We start from the raw sequence: 22,478 nt of genomic DNA on the forward strand, positions 1-22,478 counted from the left end.
TTTCAGTCCACCATGGTTGCGGCATCCTGACCAGGGTCCGGCCGCCGGTCAGCCGGTCGGTCAGTCGGCCGGTCGGCCCGCGGGGGAGTCGCCGTGGGGGACGGTGATCCAGGTGGCGGAGGCGACGGCGAGGAGGGTGCCGTCCTCGGTGTACAGGGAGGAGCGGCTGAAGATCTTGCGCCCCTCCGGCTCGCCCGAGGAGGCGGTGATGACGTGGCGCTCACCGATGGCGGGCAGGGAGTGGACCTGGGCGGACATGCGCCCCAGGACGCGGGGCCGGGCGGCGAGGTCGTCGGTCCAGCCGCTGGGGCAGTCCAGGGCCGCCCAGACGAAGACGGGATCGAGCGCGCCGTCGGGGCCGGCGAGAGACGCGTCGGGAAGCCAGGTGCAGGCGACCTCGCGGGGCCGGCCCGGCAGCGGTCCGGGAGTGAGGGCCAGCCCGTCGTGCGCGGGCCGTCCCAAACCGCACACGAAGCACATCGGGAACGGGTGGTAGGAGTGCCCCTGGTAGCGGGCATGGCAGGCCTCGGCGGTCTCCACCGGCACGGGAGGCACCGCGGGGATCGGGTCCGCACCCGGCGTGACGGTGGCGATCACGTCTTCCCCGTGCAGGACACGCGCCTCCTCAGCCCCCCGTTCGACCGTCAGCGGGGTGTCCAGGGGAGGAGGAAGCCGAAGCGTGACGACGGACCTCGGAAAGCCGGAGTGACCCGCCGCCGCGGCGAAGAGCCCCGAGGCGTAACCGCCGTTCCCGCTTCCCGCCGGCCCGTTGAACCGCCCCGGAATCACCAGCTCGCTCATCAGCCCCTCCTCCACGCCTCACGAGAAGCCTAACGACGTCCGGAGGACCGGGTGAAAAGGGAGGCCGGCCACGCGGCGGAAAGACGAAAGAAGAGGCCGGATCCGACGGGATCCGGCCTCTTCGGTGCGTCCGCGCGGCGGACGGGTCATCCGGCGGCGAACGAGGACAGCAGGCTCACCGCCGTGGACAGGGCGGCGAACAGGAAGGACAGGGGCAGGGTGTAGCGCCAGCGTTCGGTGGCGCGGAGCCGCTGCTCGTGGTCGATGACCTGCTCGCGGATGCGTTCGTGGGCCGCGAGCGAGCCGTCGACCTTGCTGCCGAGCTCTATGAGCTTGTCATAGATGTCCCTCGTGGTGATCATGAAGCCCTCGCTCATGCCCGGGACACCTCACACGGTCCCATGCTCTTCCTCCTCAAGGGTAAGCAGGACCCGGCCGGTGCGCGCGGTGACCGCCATCCCGACGATCCGCCAGCGGGGGCCGGGGTCCCACCAGATGCTTTCCAGGCGCACCCGGACGCGCTCGCCGAGCCGGTCCGGGTGCAGGGACGGGTGTTCGTCCAGCGGTGCGGCGAGCCGCAACGCCCGGTCGTTCACGGCGCGCGGTTGGCCGTCCCCGATCACGCGGTCCAGCGCGGGCCATCCGGCCAGCAGGTGCGCGCGCGCCTCCGAGGCGCCTTCGCCGTCGCGGGTGCGGTTCGCTCCGGTGGCGCCGTCCCGGTAGGACCAGGCCAGGACGTCACCGGAGGCGAACTCCGCGCAGGAGGGGGCGTCGGGGTCGCCGAGCCGGGGATACCCGGTCACGAACCGCCGCCTCCGGCGGCCGCCGTCCTCGCGGGTGCTGATGTGGTATTCGAAGCCGCCGGGCGCCCCGGCGAGCTCGGCGAGGCACTCGCCGTAGGAGACCGGCGGGTCCGGGGCGTACGCCCTGGTGCGCGGGACGCCCGAGAGCGCTCCCACCGGGACCAGGCCGAGATCCTCGTGCGGCGCCTCCTGCATCGCGTCGATCAGCTCGTGCGCGATGGCGATCTGGTCGACGCCGTCGAAGCGGAGGCCGCGCCGGACCAGCCGCCGGTACAGGTACGACTCCAGAGACGCCCCGTACAGCACGAACCGCGGCCCGCCGCGGGCATCGGCCGAGGAGACGGAGCTCCAGACGATGTAGGAGCCCCACGGCTCGCCGCCCCGGTACACGTGGCAGACCACCCGGCCCGGCCCGGCCGCGGCGGGCCCGGCGTGGGCGGGCGGGAAGACCGCCCGCACCCGGCGGACCTCCTCCGCCGGGTGCACCGCCGCCCGGAACCGGCCGGGCCGGCCGATCCTGCGCTCGAACCGGACCTCGGTGAGGTCCAGCTCGGCGATCGGCCGGTCGGTCAGCAGGTCGCAGAACAGGTAGCGGTAAGGATCCTCCATCGGTCACGGCCCGCCGTCCCCGGCGGTGTAGACCGGGGTGCGGGAGGTCAGCCCCGCCGAGACGAGCGCCCGGCCGAGCCGCGGCGCCCGCCGCTCCAGCAGCCGGGCCAGGGCGTAGTAGACGCCCGTGACCAGCACGGTCAGCAGGTCGGTGACCGGGGCCTCGGGCAGCTCCAGGCCGTACGCGGCGGCCCGGGCGATCAGCACGCCCGCGGCCACCGGCACCAGGGTGCGGATCAGGCCGTCGAACATCAGGTGTCGCCCATCCAGCTGATCGCCCACTGGGAGCCGCCGTGGGCGGTCTCATTGCCCTTGAGGAACATCGTCTGGTTCGTGGTCTGGTAGGCGATGAGCTCGACGTAGTCGCCGACGTTCAGCCAGGAGAACTCGACGGCCTTGACCGCGAAGTCGCCGGCGTTGGCGTTGAGCGCCGCTCCCCAGCCGGTGAAGACTCCGTCGTTGTTGGTCACGCGGAAGGTGAACTGCAGGTAGCCGGGGGCGGCGAGGGTGCCGGAGAGCGTGGCGACGAACAGGTAGCGTCCCCTGCGCTGGGCGGTGTACCGCGCGTTGTCCGTGAACTCGTCGTGCCCGTTCGCGGTGTCGGCGTACTCCTCGTCCCAGTAGACGGTGGTGGACAGGTTCGGGTCGATGGGCTGGGGACCCACCTTGGCCAGGGCGGCGTAAGGCGGCGAGAACATACCGCCGATCGCCCCCTCGGCCGCGGTGAGTCGGACGTCGATGTTCTTGACCGTCGCATCGGTCGCGTCGGCCAGGGTCTGCAGGTGCTGGGGGACGTTCGGCGGGTCGGTGAGGGCGGGGTACTGCCACGAGTAGTTGGGGGTGCTTCCCATGGTGATTCCTTCAGTAGGCGCCGATGACGACGGCGGCGGACGTGCCGAGCCACAGCAGGACGACGGTGTCGCCCATGGCCGGCGTGTAGTGGGACAGGTAGGGCAGCTGCACGGGGGAGCCGCCCAGCGTGACGGTGACGAGGCCGGCGGCGACCGCGGTGACGGTGCCGGTGACCGGCCGCTGCGGCTCGCGGCCGCGGGTCAGGCGCTGGGTCAGCTCCCGGCGTCCCTGCCAGCTCTCGAGGCTCATGCGCTCCCCTCCTGGGTCCGCTGCCGGGTGGCCAGGCCGAGGGTGCCGTCGACCGTGAGGGGGATGGTGACGGCGTCGAGCTGGAAGTCGCGGACGGTGCCGTCCGGCATGCTCACCCGGATGGTGTCGCCGGGGTCGAGCCCCGGGTGGGGGACCGCGGTGCAGTCGACGACCGTGTCGGCCAGGGAGTGCCGGGCCAGCAGCAGGTCGGCCGCGGCCTGGGCCTTGGCGTTGTCGGTGAGCAGGCCCGAGGTGTAGACCCAGACGCGCTCGCCGAACGGGCCGCCGACGTAGGTCGGGCTGTTCGGGTCGGTGTTCTCGGCGACGGCCTGGGCGGCGGGGGAGTCCTCGGACGCCTCGCCGCGGGCGACCACCACGTTCCAGACGCTGCTGCGGTCCTGGCCGGCCTGCGCCTCCAGCTGGACGCCGCCCGGCCCGGTGTCCACGTTCCAGACGGGCTCGGCGACCTCGTCCAGCCGCCGGAACCGCCAGACGCCCTCCCGGTCGGGGAAGACCTCCACGCCGAACGAGGTGGCGATCTCGTCGACGGCGGCGAGCCGGTCGGACTCGAAGACGGTGCCCTCGGGGAGCGTGGCGGCGCCGAGCGCGTTCCACTCGGCGCCGTCGTAGGCGATCGCCCCGAAGTCCGCGGGCAGCCCTCCCTGGATCAGGGTGAGCAGGACGTTGCGGGCGACGAGCCCGCCCGCCGCGAACGGCTCGCGCAGCTTGGCGTCCCGCAGGTAGGAGCGGTACCCGCCGGCCTTCACCGTGACGGCCGTGGAGACGGCGGAGCGCTTGAAGTGCTCGACCAGCAGGTGCCCCAGAGGGACCTCGGACGACGAGCCGTCCGGCAGCCGCACCCCCCGGTAGGGCCGGATGACCAGACCGTACACGTTGAGGTCGGTGATGCTGATCGCGTTGGCCCCCAGCAGTCCGCCGTTCTCCGTGAGCTGCACGGTGAGCTCGGCGGAGGAGTAGACGTCGGTGTTGCGGTCGAGGGTCACCGCACCGGCCGAGATCTCCAGGTTGTGGCTGAGCTTCACCTGGGTGCCGCGCCACAGCTCGACCCGGACGGTCATCTCGTGCGGGCCGCGGATCAGCTCGCCGAACAGCGCGTCCGTCGGCCACATCAGGGGCCTCCGACCGGCAGGACGTCCCGCAGCCACATGAGGTAGGAGTCGTAGGCGGCCAGCACGTCGCTGTACTCCTCGTACACGCCGAGCCAGTCGCCGTAGCCGACGCCGCCCTCGGTGATCAGCGGGGTGACGGGGGCGGCGACCTGGGTGCAGGCCAGCTCCCAGCGGCGCGCGGCCTCCCACGCGGTGCGGCCGACCCGCGCCTCCTTGACGGACTGCGCCAGGAAGTACAGGTTGCCGCCCTCGTCCGGGGCGCCCTGCAGCAGCAGGTGCGGCGCGCTGCCGAGGAGCTTGCGCAGGTCGTCGGTCTCCTGCCTGTCGAAGGTGATGAGCGTGAGCGTGAAGGTCGCCCTGCGCCGCACGTCGGCGATGGTCACCGGGTCGGGGCGCCCGACGACGTAGTGCACGCCGGCGGAGATGTCGCGGTTCAGCTCGGGCAGCGAGACGATCTGCACCGGCGTGGACATCGACGGGTGCGACACGTCGCGCAGCCACGTCCGCCGGTAGGGCAGACGCACGGTGACCTGGTCGCTGACCTCCAGGACGCCGCCGCCGGCATCGAGGACCCGGCACAGGTAGACGTTGTCCTCCTCCAGCCATGCCTCGAAGTCGGCGGCGACGGCCTGGCCGTCGTTCAGCGGCAGGTCCCGCATGGTGCGGACGCTCTGCAGTTCGCCGTCCGCGCCCGACCGGTAGACCGTGACGGCCGCCGCGGCGGCGTTGTCCGTGGACACCTCCAGCAGGACCTGGCCTGCCGTCGTCTGAGGCGTCGCCGTGATGGTGGTGGTCATCGGACCCCTCCCGCGACGTAGAGCTCTCTGGCCAGGTCGGTGTTGTTGCGGTCGACCTCGACCCGCACGATGTCCCGCAGCTCGGTGTCACCGATGTACACCCGCACGTTCGGCACGGCCCCGCCGCGCACGAACTCCCCGAGCCGCGACAGCGGGATGACGGCCTCGGCCTCTCCCGCCTCCCCGATGAGCGCCAGGTTCCCGCCGGACCGGGGCATCACGATGCCGCCCTCGGCCAGTTTCGGGATGGTCGGCAGGTTGAGGCCGCCGAACTTGATGCCCGGAAGGTTGATCTTGATCCCGTTGAGCTTGCGGATCACGTTGTTGACCAGGCCGATGATCCCGTTGATCGGTTCCCTGATCACGTTCCGGATCCCGCTGAACGCGGCACTGGCGATCTTCGACAGCCCGCCCCAGGCCTTGCCCAGGGCGTCCTTGACCTTGTCGAACGCCTTGGGGATCGTGTTCCGGATCCAGTTGACGACGGGCGAGATGATGCCCTTGATCTTGCCCCAGACGTTCCTGATCACCGTCCGGACCCCGTTCACCGCGGTCCGCACCGCCGTCGTGACCGCCCGGAAGACGGTCACCACCACGGTCCGGTAGACGTTCACGTAGGTCCGGATGGCCTTGGCGATCCCCTGGAACACCGTCGTCACGACCCGGCGGATGCCCTGCACCGCCTTGCTCACGAAGGGCCCGATCGCCCCCCACACCTGAGTGATCACCCGACGCGCGGTGGTCATCGCCGTGTTCACGACCCTGCCGATCGTCTCGAAGACCTTCGACACGATCCGCCGCATCGTCTCCGACTGCATCGCCATGTCGATGATCTTCACCACGAGCGGCGTCAGCAGCGCCAGCAGCAACCCGATCGCACTGGCCTTCATCGCGGTGTTCAACCCGCGCGTGGCCGTCGTGGCCCCGTCGATCCCGCCCTTCAACCGCCCGAAGAACCCGCCTCCCGTCGAGGCGTTTCGACCGGCATCGGAAACCGACTTCCCGGCCTTGGAGGACTCGTCCCCGAGCTTCTTGAAACCCGAGGCGGCCCCGTCGGTCTGGCTCCTGATCCGGCCAGTGGCGGTGGCCGCCTGGTTCGCCTTGTTCTGGACCTGCCCGAGTTCCTGTTTGGCCTTGGTGGCCGGCGCGTCCATGCTCTTGAGCGCGGTCCCCGTTCTTCGAGCGGCGTCCGCGACCCGGCCGAGCGTCGCCGCAGTTTTTGCGAGAGTCATGTCCCCTCCTTACGAAATGAGTCCGCGAAATTTTCTTTCCACGCGATCGACCCTGTTCTCCAGGCCTGCGAGGGCTTTTTCTGCCTTTTGTGACTTGGCTTCCAGCTCTTTGGCGATCGCGAGATGCTTCTGTGCGTCTTCAAATTTCATCCGAGACGCGAAGCGGGCTCTCGGGTCACCGGTCCTCTCGGCTTCCTCGTCGAGCTTGATGGCCTTCCTCAGCTTCTTCTGCGCAATTTCACGCTGAACGGTGGGGTCCTTTGCCCTGCCGAAGTAGCTGAACCTCTCCAGATGCTTGGAGAAGTCGAAGACCGCGTAGTCAGCCTTGATGATCTTGATGTCCATGCTGGCGAGACCGAGGCTGAGAGCGATCGCGGTGATCTCGCCCTTGATTCCGTTTATCTCTCCTTTGAGCCCGCTGATCTCGCCGCGCATCGCCAGTTGCTCTGCTCGCATGAGCTCCCAGAGCCTGCGGGGGGCGAACTGTTTTGAAAGGCCCTCCTTGTAGGTGCTCGTCAGATGTTCCTGCCACATGGCACTGATGTCGATGCCGTTGGGAAGGGCGCCCTGCTCGATTTTGGCCAGCCTGAGGTGGACGCCGGGAGTGGTATCGCCTCGCTCGAGCCTTTCCAGCCTTTTCTCAAGTTCTTTTTCGGACATGATGGCCTCACTATGTCGCCGTGATTCAGTGAGTGAAGAAAGCGGCCAGTTCCTGGGAGGTCGTTACGGGCGGGTCGCTTTCGCTCCACTCGTCCTCTTCGTCGTTCTGGGCGGAACCGGTGAGGACGGGGCGGGGAATCGGTTCGGGGGGATCGGGCGGGCTGGAGTCGGAGTGGGCGGTGGTGAAGAGCCAGTTGCCGATGGCGAGGTGGTCGACGGCCAGGGCGAGGAGGTAGTCGGTCACGGACCATTCGGCGGCTTCCCCCGAGGCGGCGCGGACGAAGGCGCTGTCGCGGGGGAGGTGCTCCACCAGGACGCGGAGGCGGCGGCTGGAGAGGCTGCCTCGGTGCCAGTCGAGGAGGTCGACGCCGTAGTGGCGGAGGAAATCCGCTTCCAGGGCTTCGGCGTGCTCCTCGACGAGGGCGCCGAGGCTCAGCCTTCCCCCACCGTGAGGCCGGTCTCCTGGCCGTAGGCCTCGAGGATGGCGTTGACGTCCTGGATGGTGAGGTCCTTCTCCGCGAAGCGGTCGTACTGGGTGTTGCCGAGCAGGAGGGCGAGGAGGCCGTCGATGTCGTTGTCGTCGAGGGCCTGGAGCTGCCTGGTGACGCGGCGGGGGAGCTCGGTGGGCAGCGAGAAGGTGTCGCCGTCGATCTCGAACTCCCAGGCGCGGCCGAGGGCCTCGAGGCGCTGGGCGCGGGCGGCGTTCACGTTGAAGGCCATGGGGACTCCTTGGAAGGGGGGGAACGGAGGGTGAAAAGCCCGCGCGACCGGGCCGGAGGACACGGTCGCGCGGGCAGGCCGGGGGGAACCCGGGGACGGGATCCCCCCGAAAGGTCAGGCCGTGGCGTAGGACGGGTCGGTCATCAGCCAGGTGGCCAGGGGGGAGCCGTCGGTCGGGGCCAGCGCGGTGTAGGTGACGGCCAGCTTGATGGCGGCGGTGTTGACCAGGGTCAGGTCCTCGTTGTCGGTGACCTGGCCGCGGGGGACGATGAAGCGGTACTTGACGGCGGCGCCGTCGGTGAACTCGATGCCGAGCATGCGCTCGTCGGCGACGGCCTGCGTGGACAGGTCGTAGGAGAAGGTGCCGGAGGTGGAGGTCTCCTCGACGGAGCCGCTGCCGAAGAAGAACGGCACGGTGTCCTCGTTGAGCTGGAGGAGGCCGAACTTGACCGTCAGGTCGCGCTGGGAGTAGACGAGCCGCGCGGGGCTCGTCGACTGCCAGGTCTCGACCTGGTCGATCTTGTCCTTCTTGGTGAACTTCACACCGTCGTTGCCGGTGAAGCCGAGGTCCTTCCAGCCCGCCGCCCACGGCGCGGTGGTGTCGGTCGGGACGGCGGTGTTGAGCGGGGCGACGAGGACACGACCGGTGCCGGCGACGCGGATCTCGTTTGCGTTGTTTCCAGCCATGACTGATCTCCTAGAGAGAAGGAACGGGGCGAAGGCGCCCCAGAGGGAAGGGGCGAGAGCGCCCCGGGGGAGAAGGCCGTCAGAGCGGGCGGATCGTGAGCTTGTGGAAGCTCACGTACCGGTCTGCGGCCGAGTGCAGGTAGTCGGGGAGCCAGCGGGGGCCGTCGGTCTCGATGCAGTCGGCGATGACGGCGGTGGCGGTGCCGGTGACGGGCAGGGCCAGACCGATCATGTGCAGCATCCGGACGCGGGCCGCGATGGCGGTGGTGTTGGCGGCCTGCTTGTCGGGGCCGTAGCACTCCAGCTGGACGATGGGGGTGTCCAGGCGCTGGTCGTCGATCCAGACGCCGCCCATCCGGGAGACCAGGACGGCCGGCGTGGTGCCGTCGAACCCCGGCGGCACCACGTTGGTGACCGTCACGCCGGTCAGCGCGGGATCGTCCTGGAGGAAGTCGACGACGAGGACCTCGACGTCGGGCAGGGTGCTCGGGGGATCGTTCAAGGGTCCTCCTTGGGTGAGGTGGTCATTTCTCCCAGGCGGCTCGCCAGGTGATGGGCCCGACGACGCCGTCGACGGGGAGGTCGTGTTCGTTCTGGAAGGCGCGGCAGGTGGCGCGCGAGGCGGGGCCGTAGGCGCCGTCGACGGTGATGGGCCAGCCGCGCTCGTGCATGCGCTTCTGCCAGCGGCGCACGTCGTCGCCGCGGGTCACGGGCGGGTGGCGCAGAAGGCGTCCGGGCCAGGCCGGAGCCGCGGGGGACGGCTCCGGCCCGGCCTCCGGCTGTACCGATCCGGGGCGTGGAGCCCCGGCGCCCACCCAGTCGTACAGCCGTGTCCCAGGGCAGTTCGTGGCGTAGCCGTCGCGGTGGCCTTTGATCTCCCCGCCCGCGTCGCCGTGCTCGCGCAGGTACTCGATCGCGTCGCGCAGGCCGTGCAGCATGGCGTCGGTCGGCTCGGTGAGGCCGGCGTTCCCGACGAGGCCGAGGACGGCGTAGTGGTCGTGGTTGAGGCCGGGGCCGTTGGCGGCCGGCAGGCGGTGCGGGCCGCGGCCGACGAACGCGTGGCCGTGCGGGCAGACGGCCATCGAGTAGCCGATGTCGCTCCAGCCGTTCGCGTCCATGTGACCGCGCTGGATCGTCTTGACGAGGGCCACGCAGCGCTTGTGCTCGGTGGCGAGCCTCGGATCCACCCGGGAGCCCGTGTAGTGGATCTTCACGCCGCGGGTGGACCGGATCACGGTCAGCCCGCTGCTCGGTTTGCGCGCTCCCCACGCGGTGCGCGGTACCAGCTTGATCGGCATCAGGGTGCTCCTTCGTGGCTGTCCACGCAAAAGCCCCCGGATCACCGATCCGGGGGCTCGTGCTGGGCGCAGTTCACCAACTTCGATGCCTATCGTGACATAACTTCGGCATCCACGCAACCTTTTCTCAGAAAATCTAGGAAACTACTGTCTTCCAGCCCGGCCGCGTGTCCTGCGCTCGGCCTCCAGGACGTCCAGCTCGCGGAACCAGAGCCGGCCGTCGATCTTGACGGCGGCGAGGATCCCCCGGCCGACCCACTTGCGGATGGCGGCGGGGGAGACCCCGGCCAGCTCGGCGGCCTCGCCGACGCGCAGGAAGGAGCCGGTCACCGGGCACCGCCGCCTTCGGACCCGTCCAGCCGGATCCGGTACTCCTCGGCGGTGTAGATCCGCCTGCACCGCTGGTTGCGGCAGCGGACGCCGTCGTTCTCCTCGTCGTGCTCCAGGGACCTCAGGTCGCAACCGGGGCAGGGCATGCGGACGCGGCCCGCCCGCCGGCCGCCTCGGGTGTGCCGGACCAGCCTGCGGTGCAGCCGCAGCACCTCGCGGCCGAAGTCGGCCGCGCCGTCGAAGGCGAGCAGTCCGTCCAGGTGGGCGGCGAGCCACGCGATGCTGCCCGCCAGGGTCGGCGCGAACCGGCCCCGGCGCGGGCGGGGCGCCAGGGCGCGGTGCTCCCGGTAGGCGTCCTCCCAGCTCAGGAGCGTGTTCAGGAGCTCGTCGAGGTCGTCGACGTGGGGGGCGGGAGAGGGTCGGCCCCGCGACCCCGACACCCGCTCGCCCGGCCGCGCCCGCTGTCCGCCCTGCAGCGCGGACAGCAGCCCGGCCGCGGAGTCCAGCTCCAGCAGCCGGGCACGGACCAGGGCCTGGCACCGGCGGCACCAGACGGGTTCGCCGGGGACGGCGGCTCCGGAGGCCCTCCGCCGGTGCGCGGCGTTGCAGGGTCCCGGGCACTCGCGCATGCTCACCGCTCCTGGCCGGCGGCCGCGGCGATGCGGACCACCACTTCGTCGGCCGCGTTCTCGCGGACCGCGCAGGCCACGTCCTGCAGGGCCCGGGTGATGGCCAGCGCGGCCAGCGCCAGCACCTGGCCGTTCTCTCCGGGCCGCACCCGGCTGAGCTCGAGCAGCACCCCGTCCAGCGGGGCTTCGGCCAGGGACGCGAGGTCGATGGGCTGGGATTTCAAGTCTTGCTCCAGGGGAAGAATCTTTAGGAACTTACAGGCTAGGGAAAATCCTGTATCGGAAATATAGGAAAAAGATCTTCCTGTGGCAAGGCTAGATGGAGATTATTTCCTTGCTCCGGTAGACAAGTGCCGTTCGCGACACGCTCCCTTACTTGACGTTACCGATCGATACCGGCACTGTGGCGTCCGCCCTTACCCTGAACTGGAAAGAGTCATCGACCGTGGCAATGAGCAGCCCCGAGCATCCCTGGGCGAGCCTGGGGACGACCCTGCGCGACCGCCGTATACGCGACCTGGGTGTTGACCGGCTGACCTCGTTCAGCCGCGACCACGGCATCGGCTATCGCATCCTCACCGATCTGGAGTCCGGCCGCCGGGTCAACTTCGCCTCCCGCACCAAGGCCGCCGTGGAGCGGGCCTACGCGCTTCCCGAAGGGGCCCTGGACAGGGTCCTCTCGGGCGAGTGGACGGAGGCGGACCTCCGTAGGGAGGGCCCGGCCCCCGACCCCGCCGCGGAAACGGCGCCGGAGCAGGCCCGGCCGGAACGGGCCGGGCCGCGCACCTTCCGGCTGGGCGACGCCGAGGCGCGCTCCCTGGTGGCGGTCGCCTACGACCTGGGCGGACCCGAGGACAAGGAGGTGCTGGTGGGCCTCGCCCTGAGGATCATCGGCGAGCGCGGCGGCATGCTCGCCGCCCGCTCGACCGATTCCTGACCCTTGAGACAGCCTCCTCGTCGCCCTATCCTTTCCCGCCATGGGTAAAAGTAGGAAAAATAAGTCGTGGTGGAGGCGTGTCCGGGGCTGCCTGCGGCCGGGAGAACACACCGACCCGGCCCCCGACAGGTGGCACGGGCACTACTGGATCGGCGGGCCGGTGGGAGACCTGCTGGACGGCGCGGCCTGCGGCGCGGCCGTCGGCGCGGTCTTCGCCACCCACCCGGACCTGCTGAGACTGGACGCCGTGCTGGACCGCATCGCGCGGACGGAGTCCTGACCGGTGCGGGTGCGCGCCGCCCGGCGGCGCGCACCCGCACCGGCCCGCGCTCAGCCGCCGGGCGTGGCGGTGCAGGGGGTGCCTTGGCAGACGTCGACGACCTGGCCGGTCTTGAGGAAGGTGGCGGCCTGGAGGCGGGCGGCGGGGGACTTGCGGGGGTCGGAGTGCGGGTCGCGGCCCTCGGTGGGCGGGGTGTTGGTGAGGGGGCCGTAGGGGGTTCCGCTGTCCCAGATGACGAGGGCGGAGCCCTCGTGGGGGGAGACCAGGGCGGGGATGTTCCAGTACGGGGTGGTGTGGGGGTGGCGGTCGGGGGCCACGGCGGGGTGGTGGACACGGGCGCCGATGGTGCGGGCCTGGACGTCGGCGGTGAGCGGGGAGACCTGGTGGTCGCCGAAGGCCACGTGCAGCAGGACGCGGTGGTCGGGGGTGCCGGGGAGGGGGTCGGTGGTCATGTGCTGGGCGTAGCCGTTGGCCTCGCCCCGGTCCCAGAGCATCTGGGCCAGCGCCAGGATGAGCTGCCGTTCGAGCTCGTCGGGGTAGGCGAGGTTCATCACGGTGGCGTACTGGGTGAAGTCGACGCTGCGGTTGAGGAGCGTGCTGTAGTTCATGCCGGGGACGCCCAGGACGGCGCGGCGGATGTCGGTGGAGACGGCGGTGAGCGCGCCGCCCATGATGCCGCCCTGGCTGTTGCCGTAGTAGCCCAGGCCGTGGGAGGCGTCGATGACGGGGGAGCCGTCGGCGTTCTGGAAGGCCTTGTGCTTCGGGAGGCCGGTGGTCATGGCGCGGCCCAGCCAGAGCTGGTTGAGGAAGCCCTGCTGCATCCGGTCGGCCATGGACGGGAAGTTGCTGAAATCGGCGAGGGAGACGACGGCGTTGCCGACGTCGTCCTTCGACATGCCCGCCCATTTGGTGGCGCAGAAGACGAAGCCGTGTTCGGAGGCGAACGCCTTGACCGCGCCGGAGCCGACCTCCTCCTCGGTGCCCAGCAGGCCGTGCCCGTACAGGGCGGCACGGCCCGGGGCCGTGAGGGCGCTCCGGGGGATCTCGCACTGGAACGCGGTGACCTGGACGTTGCCGGGCAGCCGGGAGGGGAGCCCGTCGGCGCCGCGGCGGAAACGGGATCCGGGCGGGCCGCCGTAGACGTTCAGATAGCTGGGGACGGTCAGCTGGCCGCGCACCCTGCGGGCGATGGGGTCGCTCTCGGGATTGTCGGTGACCTTGGTGATGAGGAACGCGGGGCTCCTGCCGCCGAGTTCGCCGAACGCCTCGTCCCGGATGTGCAGCATCCGCTCGGACAGGTTCCGCTCGCTGGCGACGGTGAAGTCCCAGGCCAGGTAGAGCCCGTCGGTGCCGACGCCGTGCTTCGCCAGGTCGGCGACGACCCGCTGGGCGGCCCGCTGACGCTCGTGCAGCGGGTCGTCGTCCGGGAGCGTGGGGCCGAGCAGCGTACGGAAGACGTCGGTGGGCTCGATGGCGGCTCCGGAGGCGTCCTTCAGGTCGCGCAGCGCCACCACGTACCGGTGGCCTTCGAGGAGGTTGCGCGCGGGGCGGACGATGAGCGCCTGCCGGTCGGGCGAGGAGGCGTTGGCGTCCAGCTCGGCGAAGTACGGCCAGCGCTCGCCGGTGACGGTGTCCAGGAGGACGATCGGCGCGTCGGCGAGCAGGGAGCGTCCCATGTCCGTGACGGGCGCCGCGCCCGTCACCCCGAGGTCCAGCCCCGGAACGCGGGCGAGCACCATCGAACCGGGGGAGAAGCCGTCGTTCCTGTTCCACTCCGCCGGGTCGATGTGCTTCCTCAGCCGGTTGCGGGGCATCGCGGTCTCGGCGAAGTCCACCCGCAGCCCCGTCGCCGTGCTCGCGTCCGGCACGGTGTACCAGTCGTTGGGGAAGGGCAGCAGGCAGGCCGCCGGATCGACCGGATCGCAGGCCGCGGGGTCCCCGGCGGGCGCCGCCGAGACCGCGGGCGGGAAGAGGACGCTCGCCGCGGCGAGAACGAGCAGAGCAGTGATGCGCCGGAGCACCCGCCACCTCCGTGACCTGAAACATCTTCATGTGCTAAGCGCACCATCCGTCTTCCCGCCTCTCCGGTCAACCCCGAATGAGGACCACCGGACGGCCGTGTGTGATCTACAACGTAAAGGCGCCGGGTCCGTCGGCGGAGTGGAGGGCGGACCTGGCCGCGGCGACCAGGGGATGGGCCGCGGTGCCGCGCCGGTAGGCGATGCGGGTGCGGCGGCGGGCGGCCAGCGGGGTGAGGACGATGCCGGCGGGCGGGTCGAGGAGGCCGAGGTCGGGGACGAGGGCGACGCCCTGGCCCGCGGCCACGAGGGCGAGGACGGCCCCGAAGTCGTCGGCGTGGTGGCGGACGCGCGGGGTGAAGCCCTCGGCCTCGCAGGCGCGGACGGTCATCGTGTGGCAGAGCGTGCCGGGGGTCGCGGCGATCCACGGGGCGTCGCGGTGGGCGCGCGGCGGGCCCGCCGACAGGGCCGCCAGGTGGATGGTCTCCTCCAGGAGGGGCTCGGTCTCCAGCGCCGGGTCGTCGGGGGAGGCCGTGAAGTCGTACTCCTGGACGAGCGCGACGTCGATCGCGTCGGCCCGCAGCGCGTCGGGCACCACCGCCGGATCGAGTTCGCTGACCCGCAGCTCGAGGCCCGGGTGGGCGCTGCTGAGCGCCACCAGGGCGGGGGAGAGCACGGTCCGGACGGCGGTGGGGAAGGCGCCGATCCGCAGGGTCCCGGTGAGGCCGGTCCGTGCGGCGGCGAGCTCCGCTTCGGCCTCGGCCAGCGCGGCGAGGACCGTCTCGGTGCGCGCCGCGAGCGCACGGCCCGCGGCCGTCAGCCCGACACGGCGCCCGGTCCGCTCCAGCAGTGCCGTCCCGGCCTCCCGCTCCAGCGCCGAGAGCTGCTGGGAGACGGCCGAGGGGGTGTAGGACAGGGCTTCGGCGACCGCCGCGATCGTCCCGCGATGGGCTAGTTCTCGCAGCAGCCGCAGCTTGCGCACATCGAGCATCAGCTCAGCTTACGCTCGAGCGAAGAAAGCCGAACTGGACCTGATGCTCGCCGGGGGAGCACTCTCGTTCCATGACGTTCACCGGTCTCCACCTGCCGCTCATCACCCCGTTCACCTCCTCCGGCGCGCTCGCCGAGGACGCCCTGGAGGGTCTCGCCCACGCGGCCGTCGACGACGGCGTGTCCGGGATCGTCGCACTCGGGACCACCGCGGAGGCGGCCTCCCTCACCGGGCCAGAGCGCGCCAGAGTCCTGGAGATCTGCGCCGCCGTCTGCCGGGAACGCGCGGTCCCCCTGACCGTCGGGGTCGAGAGCGCCGCCACGGCCGCGACGCGCACCGCCCTGGCCGCGCTCGACGGACGTGCCGCCGCGGCCCTGGTCCCGGTCCCGGCGTTCGTGCGGCCGTCGGAGGAGGGCGTGGTCGCCCACTTCAAGGAGCTGGCAACCGCGGCGCCGGTGCCGCTGGTCATCTACCACATCCCCTACCGCACGTCCCGTCCCCTGAGCGCCGGGACCCTGCTCGAGCTCGCCGCGATCCCCGGCGTCGCGGGCTTCAAGTACGCGGCGGGCGGCGTCGACGACACGACGGTCGTGTTCATGGCCGGACGCCCGGAGCGGACGGCGGTGCTCGCCGGCGACGACCTCGCCGCCTCGCCGCTGCTGGCGCTCGGCGCGTCCGGCGCCGTCCTCGCCTCCGCCCACCTGGAGACCGAGCGTTTCGTCCGGCTCGTCGAGCTGTGGCGGACCGGCCCCGTCGGGGAGGCGCGTGCGCTCGGCCACGAGCTGGCGGTCCTGTCGGCCGCCCTCTTCGCCGAGCCCAACCCGGTGGTGATCAAGGCGGTGCTCGCCGCCCGGGGGGCCATTCCGAGCCCGGCCGTCCGCCTGCCGCTGCTGCCCGCCGGCCCCGAGGCCACCGCCGCCGCCCTGCGCCGCCTTCCCTGACCCGGGGCGCCGGGGCACGAAGCGCCTTCAGTGGGTAGGAGGCCTTGCAATGGACGGTTACTGGGGAAACATCGCACTGGTCCTGCTGCTGATCCTGGCCAACGCGCTGTTCGCGGGCAGCGAGATAGCGCTGATCTCGCTGCGGGAGGGCCAGCTGCGGCGTCTGGAGGCCGAGGGCGGGGGAGCCCGGCGGCTGGCGCGGCTGGCGCGGGATCCGAACCGGTTCATGGCGACGATCCAGATCGGCATCACGCTCGCGGGGTTCCTCGCCTCCGCGACGGCGGCCGTCTCGCTGGCCGAGCCGCTGGTGGAGCCGCTGGGGTTCCTGGGCGGGGCGGCGCGGCCCGCGGCGGTGACGCTGGTGACGGTGGTGCTCAGCTTCCTGACGCTGGTGCTGGGGGAGCTGGCGCCCAAGCGGCTGGCGATGCAGTACGCGCAGCGGTGGGGGCTGGTGGTGGCGGCGCCGCTGGAGTGGCTGTCGGTGCTGTCCCGGCCGGTGGTGTGGGCGTTGAGCAGGGCCACCGACGGGGTGGTCCGGGTGTGCGGCGGGGATCCGTCGGTGGGGGAGGAGCCGGTGAGCCCCGACGAGCTGAAGGAACTGGTGGCGGGGCACCAGGGGCTGAGCGCCGAGCAGCGCACCGCGATCTCCGGCGCGCTGGACCTGCACGCGCGGAGCCTGCGCGAGGTGCTCGTGCCGCGCCGGCTGGTCTTCTCCCTGCCGCACGACACGCCCGTGGGGAAGGCGCGGCTGGAGCTGGCCTGGTCGGGGCACTCGCGGGCGCCGGTGGTCACGGCGGGGCACGTGGACGAGGTCGTCGGGGTGGTGCACCTGCGGGACCTCGTCGGGCGGGACGCGGCCACGCCCGTCGGGTCGCGGGTGCGGCCGGCGATGGTGCTGCAGGAAGTCATGCGGATCTCCGAGGCGCTGCGCGAGTTCAAGGAGCGGCGCCAGGGGTTCGCGCTGGTGGCGGACGAGAACGGGGCGCTCGCGGGCATCGTCACGGTGGACGACCTGCTGGAGGAGATCGTCGGGGAGTTCTCCGAAGGCACGGAACGGGACGTCAAGGACGAGGCGGAGGGGGCGCTGCTGCTGCCCGGCACCTTTCCCGTCCACGACCTGCCCGATCTGAACGTGTACCTGGGCGGGACGCCGCACAGCGGTTACCACACCGTCGCGGGGCTGGTGCTCGCCAGGCTGGGACGCCTCCCCGAACGGCCGGGCGACCGCGTCGAGGTCGCGGGGTGGGACTTCGAGGTCGCCGAGATCGAACGCCGCGCCATCACGTCCGTGCGGCTCCGCCCGGTGCGCGTGGAGCCGGAGCCGGATGGAAGCCCGCGATGAAGAAGTTCCGCAAGGTCGTCTTGAGAGGCGTGATCGGGACGGTCGGGGTGGTCCTCACGGTCGGCATCGTGTTCACGGTGGCCTCGGATGTCTGGATGTGGCGCGACGACTCGCGGGCGCGCATGACCACGGACGGCCCGTTCACCGCGACGAAGAAGTCGCTGAACCGCCACGGGCTCCCCTCCTGGTTCGCCGACGCGAAATTCGGGGTCATGCTGCACTGGGGCCTGTACTCGGTGCCGGCCTTCGCCCCCAAGGGGGAGACCTTCGCCGAGCGCATGGCCGAGGACTACGACCGGGCGATGACGCGCAACCCTTACGCCGAGGATTACGCCAACGCGATGAAGGACCCGGCGTCGCCCACCGCCGCCCACCACCGCCGGCATTACGGGACGGCCCCCTACGCCGATTTCACGCGCGACTTCGAGGCCGGGTTGAAGAAATGGGATCCGAAGGCATGGGCCGCCGCCTTCCACGAGGCGGGAGCGTCCTATGTCGTCATCACCGCCAAGTACGCCGACGGCTATGCGCTGTGGCCGACGTCGGTGCGCAACCCGCACGCCCCCGGTTTCCACTCCCGGCGGGACCTGGTCGGCGAGCTGGCGAAGGCGGTGCGGGCCAAGGGGATGAAGTTCGGCGTCTACTACTCCGGCGGCGTCGACTGGACGTTCCATCCCGGGGTCATGCAGACGTTCGGCGACTACGCCTACCAGCCCTACGGCGAGGACTACCGCGCCTATGCCGTCGCCCAGGTGCGGGAGCTGATCAAGCGCTACAAGCCCGACATCCTGTGGAACGACATCTACTGGCCCACCGGGCGGAAGAGGCTCTTCTCCCTGCTGGCCGACTACTACAACACCGTCCCCGAAGGCGTCGTCAACGACCGCTGGGAGTCGGTCACGCTGGGCCGCCAGCTCCTGGGATGGGGGCCGGTGCGCGGCGCGTTCGACGCCTTTTTGAAACGCGCGCTGTCGGACCCGGCGACGACGGACGGCCTCAGCACCCGCAAAGACGTCCCGCACAGCGATTTCCGCACTCCCGAATACCAGTCCCACACCACGATCCAGGAGAAGTTCTGGCAGCAGGACCGGGGAATCGGCGGTTCCTTCGGGTTGAACCGCGCCGAGACGGACGCCGATTACGCCTCCTCCACGCAACTCCTGGGGGAATTGGTGAACGCGGCGGCCAACAACGGATCCCTGATGCTCGGTATCGGTCCGGACGGCGGCGCGGGGACCATCGTCCCCGAACAGGCGAACCGGCTGAAGGAGATCGGCGCCTGGATGAAGGCCAACCGCGAGGCGCTCGACGGCACCCGCCCCTGGAAGCGGTCGTCAGCCCTGACCGAGGACGGTGCCAGGGTCCTCTTCACCCGCAGGGGAGACGTCCTCTACGCGACGGTCCTGGGCCGTCCCGCGGGTCCCGTCGTGCTGAAGGACGTCGTCCTGCGCGGCACCGCCGTCCATCTGGGCACCGGCGGGCGTGCCGCGCTGTCGGTGTCGGGGGGCGACACCCGGATCGCCGCCGGGGCGCTGGACGGCTCCTACGCCCCGGTCTTCCGCATTTCTCCCTGACCGGACTTATGTGAGAAAAGGGGCGTTTGGGTCGTTTCGGGTTTGTGGTGGGGAAATGGTGGTAGCTGAATGTAGTGGACATGTTTCGATTGCCGGGCGTCTACCGGCCGCAAGGGGATACCCGCCTGCTCTGCGAGGCGCTGAAGGAGTCCGGCATACGCGGTGCCCGGGCGCTGGACGTGTGCACCGGCACCGGGCGCGTGGCCCTGGCCGCCGCGCTCAACGGCGCGGCCAGGGTGACGGCCGTGGACGTCTCCTGGCGGGCCGTGCTGACCGCGCGCGCCAACGCGCTGCTGCGCGGCGTGCGCATCCGCGTCCACCAGGGAGACCTCTTCACCCCCGTGCGGAAGGAGAAATTCGACGTCATCACCGTCAACCCGCCCTATGTGCCGGCCATGAAAGGCATGCCTTCCCGGCACGGGAGGGAACGCGCCTGGGACGCCGGACCGGCCGGACGGGCCACGGTGGACCGCATCTGCGACCAGGCCCCGCGGCTGCTGGCGTCCGGAGGGGTCCTGCTGATGGTGCACTCCGCGCTGTGCGGTGTGGAGATGACGCTCGGCGCGCTCCGGGACGCCGGGATGAAGGCTTCCGTGCTGCTGCGGCATGAAGAGCCCTTCGGCCCCGTCATGCGGGGCAGGGCGCGCGAACTGGCCTCCTCCGGGTTCATCCGCCCGGGGCAGGACTGGGAGGAACTGGTGGTGATCCGTGCCGAAAGAGCCTGAGCCGCGCCGTGTCGTCCTCGACCCCGAGGGCCCCGTCCTGGTGGAGGGGCCCGTCGAGATCGTGCTGGAGGACGGCTCCACCGTCGTCTCCGACCGGTTCATGGTGGCCCTGTGCACCTGCCGGCGCAGCCGCGACTACCCCCTGTGCGACACCAGCCACCGCAGGAAGAAGCGGCGGCGCGGCTCAGCGCCGGGGCAGGTCGGCCAGGAGTGAGCCGCGCCCGGCCCGCCAGCTCTCCAGCAGGCGGGTGCCGAGCCGCTCCTCCAGCAGGTCCGTCGCCTGGATGCCGAAGACGACGTCCGGGGCGAGGCCCGGCTCGCGGTCCAGCAGGTCGCCGATCACGTCGCGCCGCAGCACCTGCTCGTGCACGGCGTCGGCCTCGATGTGCTCGGTGAAGAACACCGTGGCGTACTCGCCCGCGCCGAACCGCTCCAACGCCTGCGCCATGCGGCGGGCGCTCGGCGCGGTGGTGATCTCCGCGGCGGCGAAGTGGCCCACGAGCGCGCCGCGCAGCGCCCGGTGCAGCCCGAACAGCGACATCATGTTGACGGGCGCGAGCGCGACGGCCGGGGCGATCTCCAGGTAGTACAGGTAGGACGGGTCGAGCCCCGCCTCCTCCATCAGCCCGGCGAAGAGCCGCGAGTGCATGCGGTCGGCGCGCCCGCCGCCGAACTCGTCGAACTCCACGGCGACCAGCGACGCCTTGGCCTGGCCCTGCAGGCGCGGGATGACCCACGCGTGCGGGTCCGCCTCCTTCAGGTGGTAGATCGAGCGGTGGACGAGGTACTCGCGCAGCTGCCACCACTCGCCGCGCTCCTTGAGGTGGTGGGAGACGCCGGGCGCGTCGGGGTCCTCGACCAGGAGGTCCTCCAGCACGGCGAACACGTCGCCGCCGCCGGGCACGCCCGCCCGCAGCGCGGCGAGGAAGACGTCCTCCAGGGCGCGGCGCAGCTTCAGGAGGTCCGGATCCCACTCCCAGGAGGGGTCGACGCCCAGGAAGCCCCGGTAGTGCAGCTCGTAGCAGACGTACAGCGCGAGCTGGAGGTCCTCGCCGAACGGGTCCGCGCCGGCCAGGCCGTCGATCCTCCAGCCCGCCGGGTCCGGGCCCGCGATGAGGTCGGATGGGAAGGCGCCGGGCGGTTCGGCCAGGACGCGGACGACGAGCGCCGACAGCGGGCCCCGGGGCCGGGGCAGCCGGGCCTCGAAGAAGCCGGTGGGCGCGGCGGGCGCGGTGGTGATGGTCATGAGGCACCCTTCGCCGAGAGAAGCGGGGTGGGAGAGGTGTGCTCGGCGAGCGCGTCCACGACGGCGCGCAGGCCGCCGGACGCCGCGGCGCGCTGGCGGGACGCGCCGTTGCCCTCCGCCAGGAGGTTCGCGAGCGCCGCCTGCACCGCGGCGAGGTCGCCGTTCTGCTCGAGGAACGGACGGACCACGGCGAAGAGTTCCGCCACGAGCTCGCTCGCCGGGACCGGATGCTCCTTGCGCAGGTCCACGCCCTGCCCGTCCAGGCCGTACCGGGCGGCCGACCACACGGCGGCGGCGCACAGCTGCTCGTTCAGGCGCGGCGCCTCCCGGCCCTCGGCCAGTTCGGCCAGCGCGTGGTCCACCAGCGCGCGGGTGAGCGCGGCCTGCAGGACCGCGTCGTCGACCCGCGCCCCCACGTCCGCGGCCCGCACCTCCACCGTCGGGTAGGTGGGGGAGAGGCGGGCCAGCCAGAAGGTCATGTTCTCGTCGATCAGCGCGCCGCACTCCACCAGGCGTTCGATCCGCCGGTCGTAGTCGGCGGCGGAGCGGAAGAACGGCGTGATGCCGGAGCCGGGGAAGCGCGTCTGCTCCACCATGCGCCAGCTCGCGTAGTCGGTGTCGCGGCCCTGGTGGAAGGGCGAGTTGGCGGAGAGCGCCAGGAGCGTGGGCAGCCAGGGGGCGAGGTGGTTGAGCACGGCGACGGCCGTCTCCCTGTCGGGGACGCCCACGTGCACGTGGCACCCGCAGCACTGGTAGCCGCGGACGACCGCGGCGTACACGTCGGTGATGCGGGTGAAGCGGGAGCCTTCGGCGGCGGGCGGGTCGGGGCAGGGCAGGACGGCGGTGCCGGAGGCGACCAGCCGCAGGCCCTCGGCCCGCGCGGCGGCGGCCAGGGCGAGGCGGCCTTCGGTGAGCTGGCGCCGCAGCTCGTCCAGTTCGGTGCACACCCCCGTGGCGGACTCGACCTGGGTGGCCAGCAGTTCGCGGTGGAAGCCGGCGCCCGTCGCGGCGTCCGCCGGGCGGAGGCGGCCCAGCACGGCGGAGGCCCGCGCGGCGGTGCCGCCGGACACGGAGTCCACCAGCAGGAACTCCTCTTCCACTCCGACCGTCATGCCAGTCCCCCTTCCTTTGCGCCGTGCCCGTCCTTCCGGTCGCCGAAACACACCCGTGTTCTCTCTCGGGCTGTTTCAGGGGGTTTCATACCGTCCTCCCGCCTTTGCTGAGTTTTGACTATCTACCCAGGAGTTCGGGAAAAATCAGCGGCGGGTAAAAAAGTGATTTATCGCACCTTAGGTTCTCTATCTCGCAAAAGGGGCATTCCCTAGGTCCTTCAGGTAAGCGACGTCCGCCCGCCAGTGAGGTGATCATGACCCGAAAGCACCTGACCCGCGCCGACCTGGACCCCAGCACGGCCGGAGGCCATCTCCCGCCCGCCCGCAGCGCCCTGACCCTCCGCCTGGTCCTGGCCTCTCTCGGCCTGGTCAGCTCCCTCGTCGGCCTGGCCCTCGTCCTCATCCTCGGGCTCCCCTGGGGCTTCGCCCTCCTCTTCGCCCTGATCGCCCTCACCGCGATCGTCGACCTCTTCGTCGTCACCCGCCGCAAGCGCGAGGAGCGCCCCCTGGTCTGA

Annotated in this window: 30 protein-coding genes; 8 read left to right on the top strand and 22 right to left on the bottom strand. The window is 71.4% G+C overall.

Annotated features, from left to right (window positions below; all coding sequences use genetic code 11):
- Positions 1–60: 60 nt before the first annotated feature.
- From ABD140_RS02655 to ABD140_RS02740, 18 genes are all read right to left on the bottom strand, one after another.
- Complete coding sequence (locus ABD140_RS02655; RefSeq protein ID WP_344236256.1) at positions 61–801, bottom strand: hypothetical protein; 741 nt, start codon at positions 799–801, stop codon at positions 61–63.
- A 146-nt stretch (positions 802–947) separates the two neighbouring features.
- Entirely contained in the window at positions 948–1,178 is a 231-nt protein-coding gene (locus ABD140_RS02660; RefSeq protein ID WP_344236258.1) for a hypothetical protein, read from the bottom strand.
- A gap of 12 nt (positions 1,179–1,190) precedes the next feature.
- Positions 1,191–2,213 (bottom strand): hypothetical protein, encoded by a 1,023-nt coding sequence (locus ABD140_RS02665; protein ID WP_344236260.1) that lies wholly within the window; start codon positions 2,211–2,213, stop codon positions 1,191–1,193.
- A gap of 3 nt (positions 2,214–2,216) precedes the next feature.
- Positions 2,217–2,465, bottom strand: coding sequence for a hypothetical protein (locus ABD140_RS02670; RefSeq protein ID WP_344236262.1), 249 nt, complete (start codon positions 2,463–2,465; stop codon positions 2,217–2,219).
- Positions 2,465–3,064, bottom strand: coding sequence for a hypothetical protein (locus ABD140_RS02675; protein WP_344236264.1), 600 nt, complete (start codon positions 3,062–3,064; stop codon positions 2,465–2,467). The genes ABD140_RS02670 and ABD140_RS02675 overlap by 1 nt, the downstream gene beginning before the upstream one ends.
- 10 nt (positions 3,065–3,074) lie before the next feature.
- Positions 3,075–3,314, bottom strand: coding sequence for a hypothetical protein (locus tag ABD140_RS02680; protein WP_344236266.1), 240 nt, complete (start codon positions 3,312–3,314; stop codon positions 3,075–3,077).
- Positions 3,311–4,444, bottom strand: a complete 1,134-nt coding sequence (locus ABD140_RS02685) for a hypothetical protein (RefSeq protein WP_344236268.1) — start codon at positions 4,442–4,444, stop codon at positions 3,311–3,313. Before ABD140_RS02685 ends, ABD140_RS02680 begins: the two co-directional genes overlap by 4 nt.
- Positions 4,444–5,241 carry a hypothetical protein gene (locus ABD140_RS02690; protein WP_344236270.1) on the bottom strand — a complete coding sequence of 266 codons (798 nt, stop codon included), beginning with the start codon at positions 5,239–5,241 and terminating at the stop codon, positions 4,444–4,446. Before ABD140_RS02690 ends, ABD140_RS02685 begins: the two co-directional genes overlap by 1 nt.
- Entirely contained in the window at positions 5,238–6,473 is a 1,236-nt protein-coding gene (locus ABD140_RS02695; protein ID WP_344236272.1) for a phage tail protein, read from the bottom strand. Before ABD140_RS02695 ends, ABD140_RS02690 begins: the two co-directional genes overlap by 4 nt.
- 9 nt (positions 6,474–6,482) lie before the next feature.
- A complete protein-coding gene (locus ABD140_RS02700; RefSeq protein ID WP_344236274.1) occupies positions 6,483–7,133 on the bottom strand; it encodes a hypothetical protein in 651 nt (216 codons plus the stop codon).
- 25 nt (positions 7,134–7,158) lie between these two features.
- A complete protein-coding gene (locus tag ABD140_RS02705) occupies positions 7,159–7,443 on the bottom strand; it encodes a hypothetical protein (RefSeq protein WP_344236276.1) in 285 nt (94 codons plus the stop codon).
- 122 nt (positions 7,444–7,565) lie between these two features.
- Positions 7,566–7,853: a hypothetical protein gene (locus tag ABD140_RS02710; protein WP_344236278.1), complete on the bottom strand. Its 288-nt coding sequence runs from the start codon at positions 7,851–7,853 to the stop codon at positions 7,566–7,568.
- A 114-nt stretch (positions 7,854–7,967) separates the two neighbouring features.
- Positions 7,968–8,540: a phage tail tube protein gene (locus tag ABD140_RS02715; RefSeq protein ID WP_344236280.1), complete on the bottom strand. Its 573-nt coding sequence runs from the start codon at positions 8,538–8,540 to the stop codon at positions 7,968–7,970.
- Positions 8,541–8,619: 79 nt separating this feature from the next.
- Positions 8,620–9,042 (bottom strand): hypothetical protein, encoded by a 423-nt coding sequence (locus ABD140_RS02720; protein WP_344236282.1) that lies wholly within the window; start codon positions 9,040–9,042, stop codon positions 8,620–8,622.
- A 22-nt stretch (positions 9,043–9,064) separates the two neighbouring features.
- Positions 9,065–9,838: a peptidoglycan recognition protein family protein gene (locus ABD140_RS02725; protein WP_344236284.1), complete on the bottom strand. Its 774-nt coding sequence runs from the start codon at positions 9,836–9,838 to the stop codon at positions 9,065–9,067.
- 144 nt (positions 9,839–9,982) lie between these two features.
- Complete coding sequence (locus ABD140_RS02730; protein WP_344236286.1) at positions 9,983–10,168, bottom strand: helix-turn-helix domain-containing protein; 186 nt, start codon at positions 10,166–10,168, stop codon at positions 9,983–9,985.
- A complete protein-coding gene (locus ABD140_RS02735) occupies positions 10,165–10,797 on the bottom strand; it encodes a hypothetical protein (protein ID WP_344236288.1) in 633 nt (210 codons plus the stop codon). The genes ABD140_RS02730 and ABD140_RS02735 overlap by 4 nt, the downstream gene beginning before the upstream one ends.
- 2 nt (positions 10,798–10,799) lie before the next feature.
- Positions 10,800–11,021, bottom strand: a complete 222-nt coding sequence (locus tag ABD140_RS02740) for a hypothetical protein (RefSeq protein WP_344236290.1) — start codon at positions 11,019–11,021, stop codon at positions 10,800–10,802.
- 221 nt (positions 11,022–11,242) lie between these two features.
- Between ABD140_RS02740 and ABD140_RS02745 the strand changes: the two genes are divergently transcribed.
- Positions 11,243–11,734 (top strand): hypothetical protein, encoded by a 492-nt coding sequence (locus ABD140_RS02745; protein WP_344236292.1) that lies wholly within the window; start codon positions 11,243–11,245, stop codon positions 11,732–11,734.
- 40 nt (positions 11,735–11,774) lie between these two features.
- On the top strand, positions 11,775–12,014 hold the full coding sequence (locus ABD140_RS02750) for a hypothetical protein (RefSeq protein ID WP_344236294.1): 240 nt from the start codon (positions 11,775–11,777) through the stop codon (positions 12,012–12,014).
- A gap of 50 nt (positions 12,015–12,064) precedes the next feature.
- Here ABD140_RS02750 and ABD140_RS02755 read toward each other — a convergent pair whose 3' ends face one another.
- Together ABD140_RS02755 and ABD140_RS02760 are read right to left on the bottom strand one after the other, a co-directional pair.
- The gene (locus ABD140_RS02755; protein ID WP_344236296.1) at positions 12,065–14,035 is read right to left on the bottom strand and encodes a hypothetical protein; all 1,971 of its coding nucleotides are present in this window, start codon (positions 14,033–14,035) and stop codon (positions 12,065–12,067) included.
- 106 nt (positions 14,036–14,141) lie between these two features.
- Positions 14,142–15,023, bottom strand: a complete 882-nt coding sequence (locus tag ABD140_RS02760) for a LysR family transcriptional regulator (protein ID WP_344236298.1) — start codon at positions 15,021–15,023, stop codon at positions 14,142–14,144.
- A gap of 71 nt (positions 15,024–15,094) precedes the next feature.
- On the opposite strand from ABD140_RS02760, the gene ABD140_RS02765 reads away from it, so the two are divergent.
- From ABD140_RS02765 to ABD140_RS02785, 5 genes are all read left to right on the top strand, one after another.
- A complete protein-coding gene (locus ABD140_RS02765) occupies positions 15,095–15,964 on the top strand; it encodes a dihydrodipicolinate synthase family protein (protein WP_344236300.1) in 870 nt (289 codons plus the stop codon).
- A gap of 49 nt (positions 15,965–16,013) precedes the next feature.
- Positions 16,014–17,306, top strand: a complete 1,293-nt coding sequence (locus tag ABD140_RS02770; protein ID WP_344236302.1) for a hemolysin family protein — start codon at positions 16,014–16,016, stop codon at positions 17,304–17,306.
- Complete coding sequence (locus tag ABD140_RS02775; protein ID WP_344236304.1) at positions 17,303–18,880, top strand: alpha-L-fucosidase; 1,578 nt, start codon at positions 17,303–17,305, stop codon at positions 18,878–18,880. Before ABD140_RS02770 ends, ABD140_RS02775 begins: the two co-directional genes overlap by 4 nt.
- 80 nt (positions 18,881–18,960) lie before the next feature.
- Positions 18,961–19,605 (top strand): HemK2/MTQ2 family protein methyltransferase, encoded by a 645-nt coding sequence (locus tag ABD140_RS02780; protein ID WP_344236306.1) that lies wholly within the window; start codon positions 18,961–18,963, stop codon positions 19,603–19,605.
- Entirely contained in the window at positions 19,589–19,819 is a 231-nt protein-coding gene (locus ABD140_RS02785) for a CDGSH iron-sulfur domain-containing protein (RefSeq protein WP_344236308.1), read from the top strand. The genes ABD140_RS02780 and ABD140_RS02785 overlap by 17 nt, the downstream gene beginning before the upstream one ends.
- Here the strand turns inward: ABD140_RS02785 and ABD140_RS02790 are convergent.
- Complete coding sequence (locus tag ABD140_RS02790; RefSeq protein ID WP_344236310.1) at positions 19,790–20,851, bottom strand: iron-containing redox enzyme family protein; 1,062 nt, start codon at positions 20,849–20,851, stop codon at positions 19,790–19,792. The two genes, ABD140_RS02785 and ABD140_RS02790, sit on opposite strands and share 30 nt — an antisense overlap.
- A complete protein-coding gene (locus ABD140_RS02795) occupies positions 20,848–21,963 on the bottom strand; it encodes a carboxylate-amine ligase (protein WP_344236312.1) in 1,116 nt (371 codons plus the stop codon). The genes ABD140_RS02790 and ABD140_RS02795 overlap by 4 nt, the downstream gene beginning before the upstream one ends.
- A 254-nt stretch (positions 21,964–22,217) precedes the next feature.
- Here ABD140_RS02795 and ABD140_RS02800 point away from each other — a divergent pair, with 254 nt between their 5' ends.
- On the top strand, positions 22,218–22,478 hold the full coding sequence (locus ABD140_RS02800; protein ID WP_344236314.1) for a DUF6343 family protein: 261 nt from the start codon (positions 22,218–22,220) through the stop codon (positions 22,476–22,478).

Origin of the sequence: Actinocorallia libanotica, from assembly GCF_039525175.1 — a bacterium.
Lineage (GTDB): Bacteria > Actinomycetota > Actinomycetes > Streptosporangiales > Streptosporangiaceae > Actinocorallia > Actinocorallia libanotica.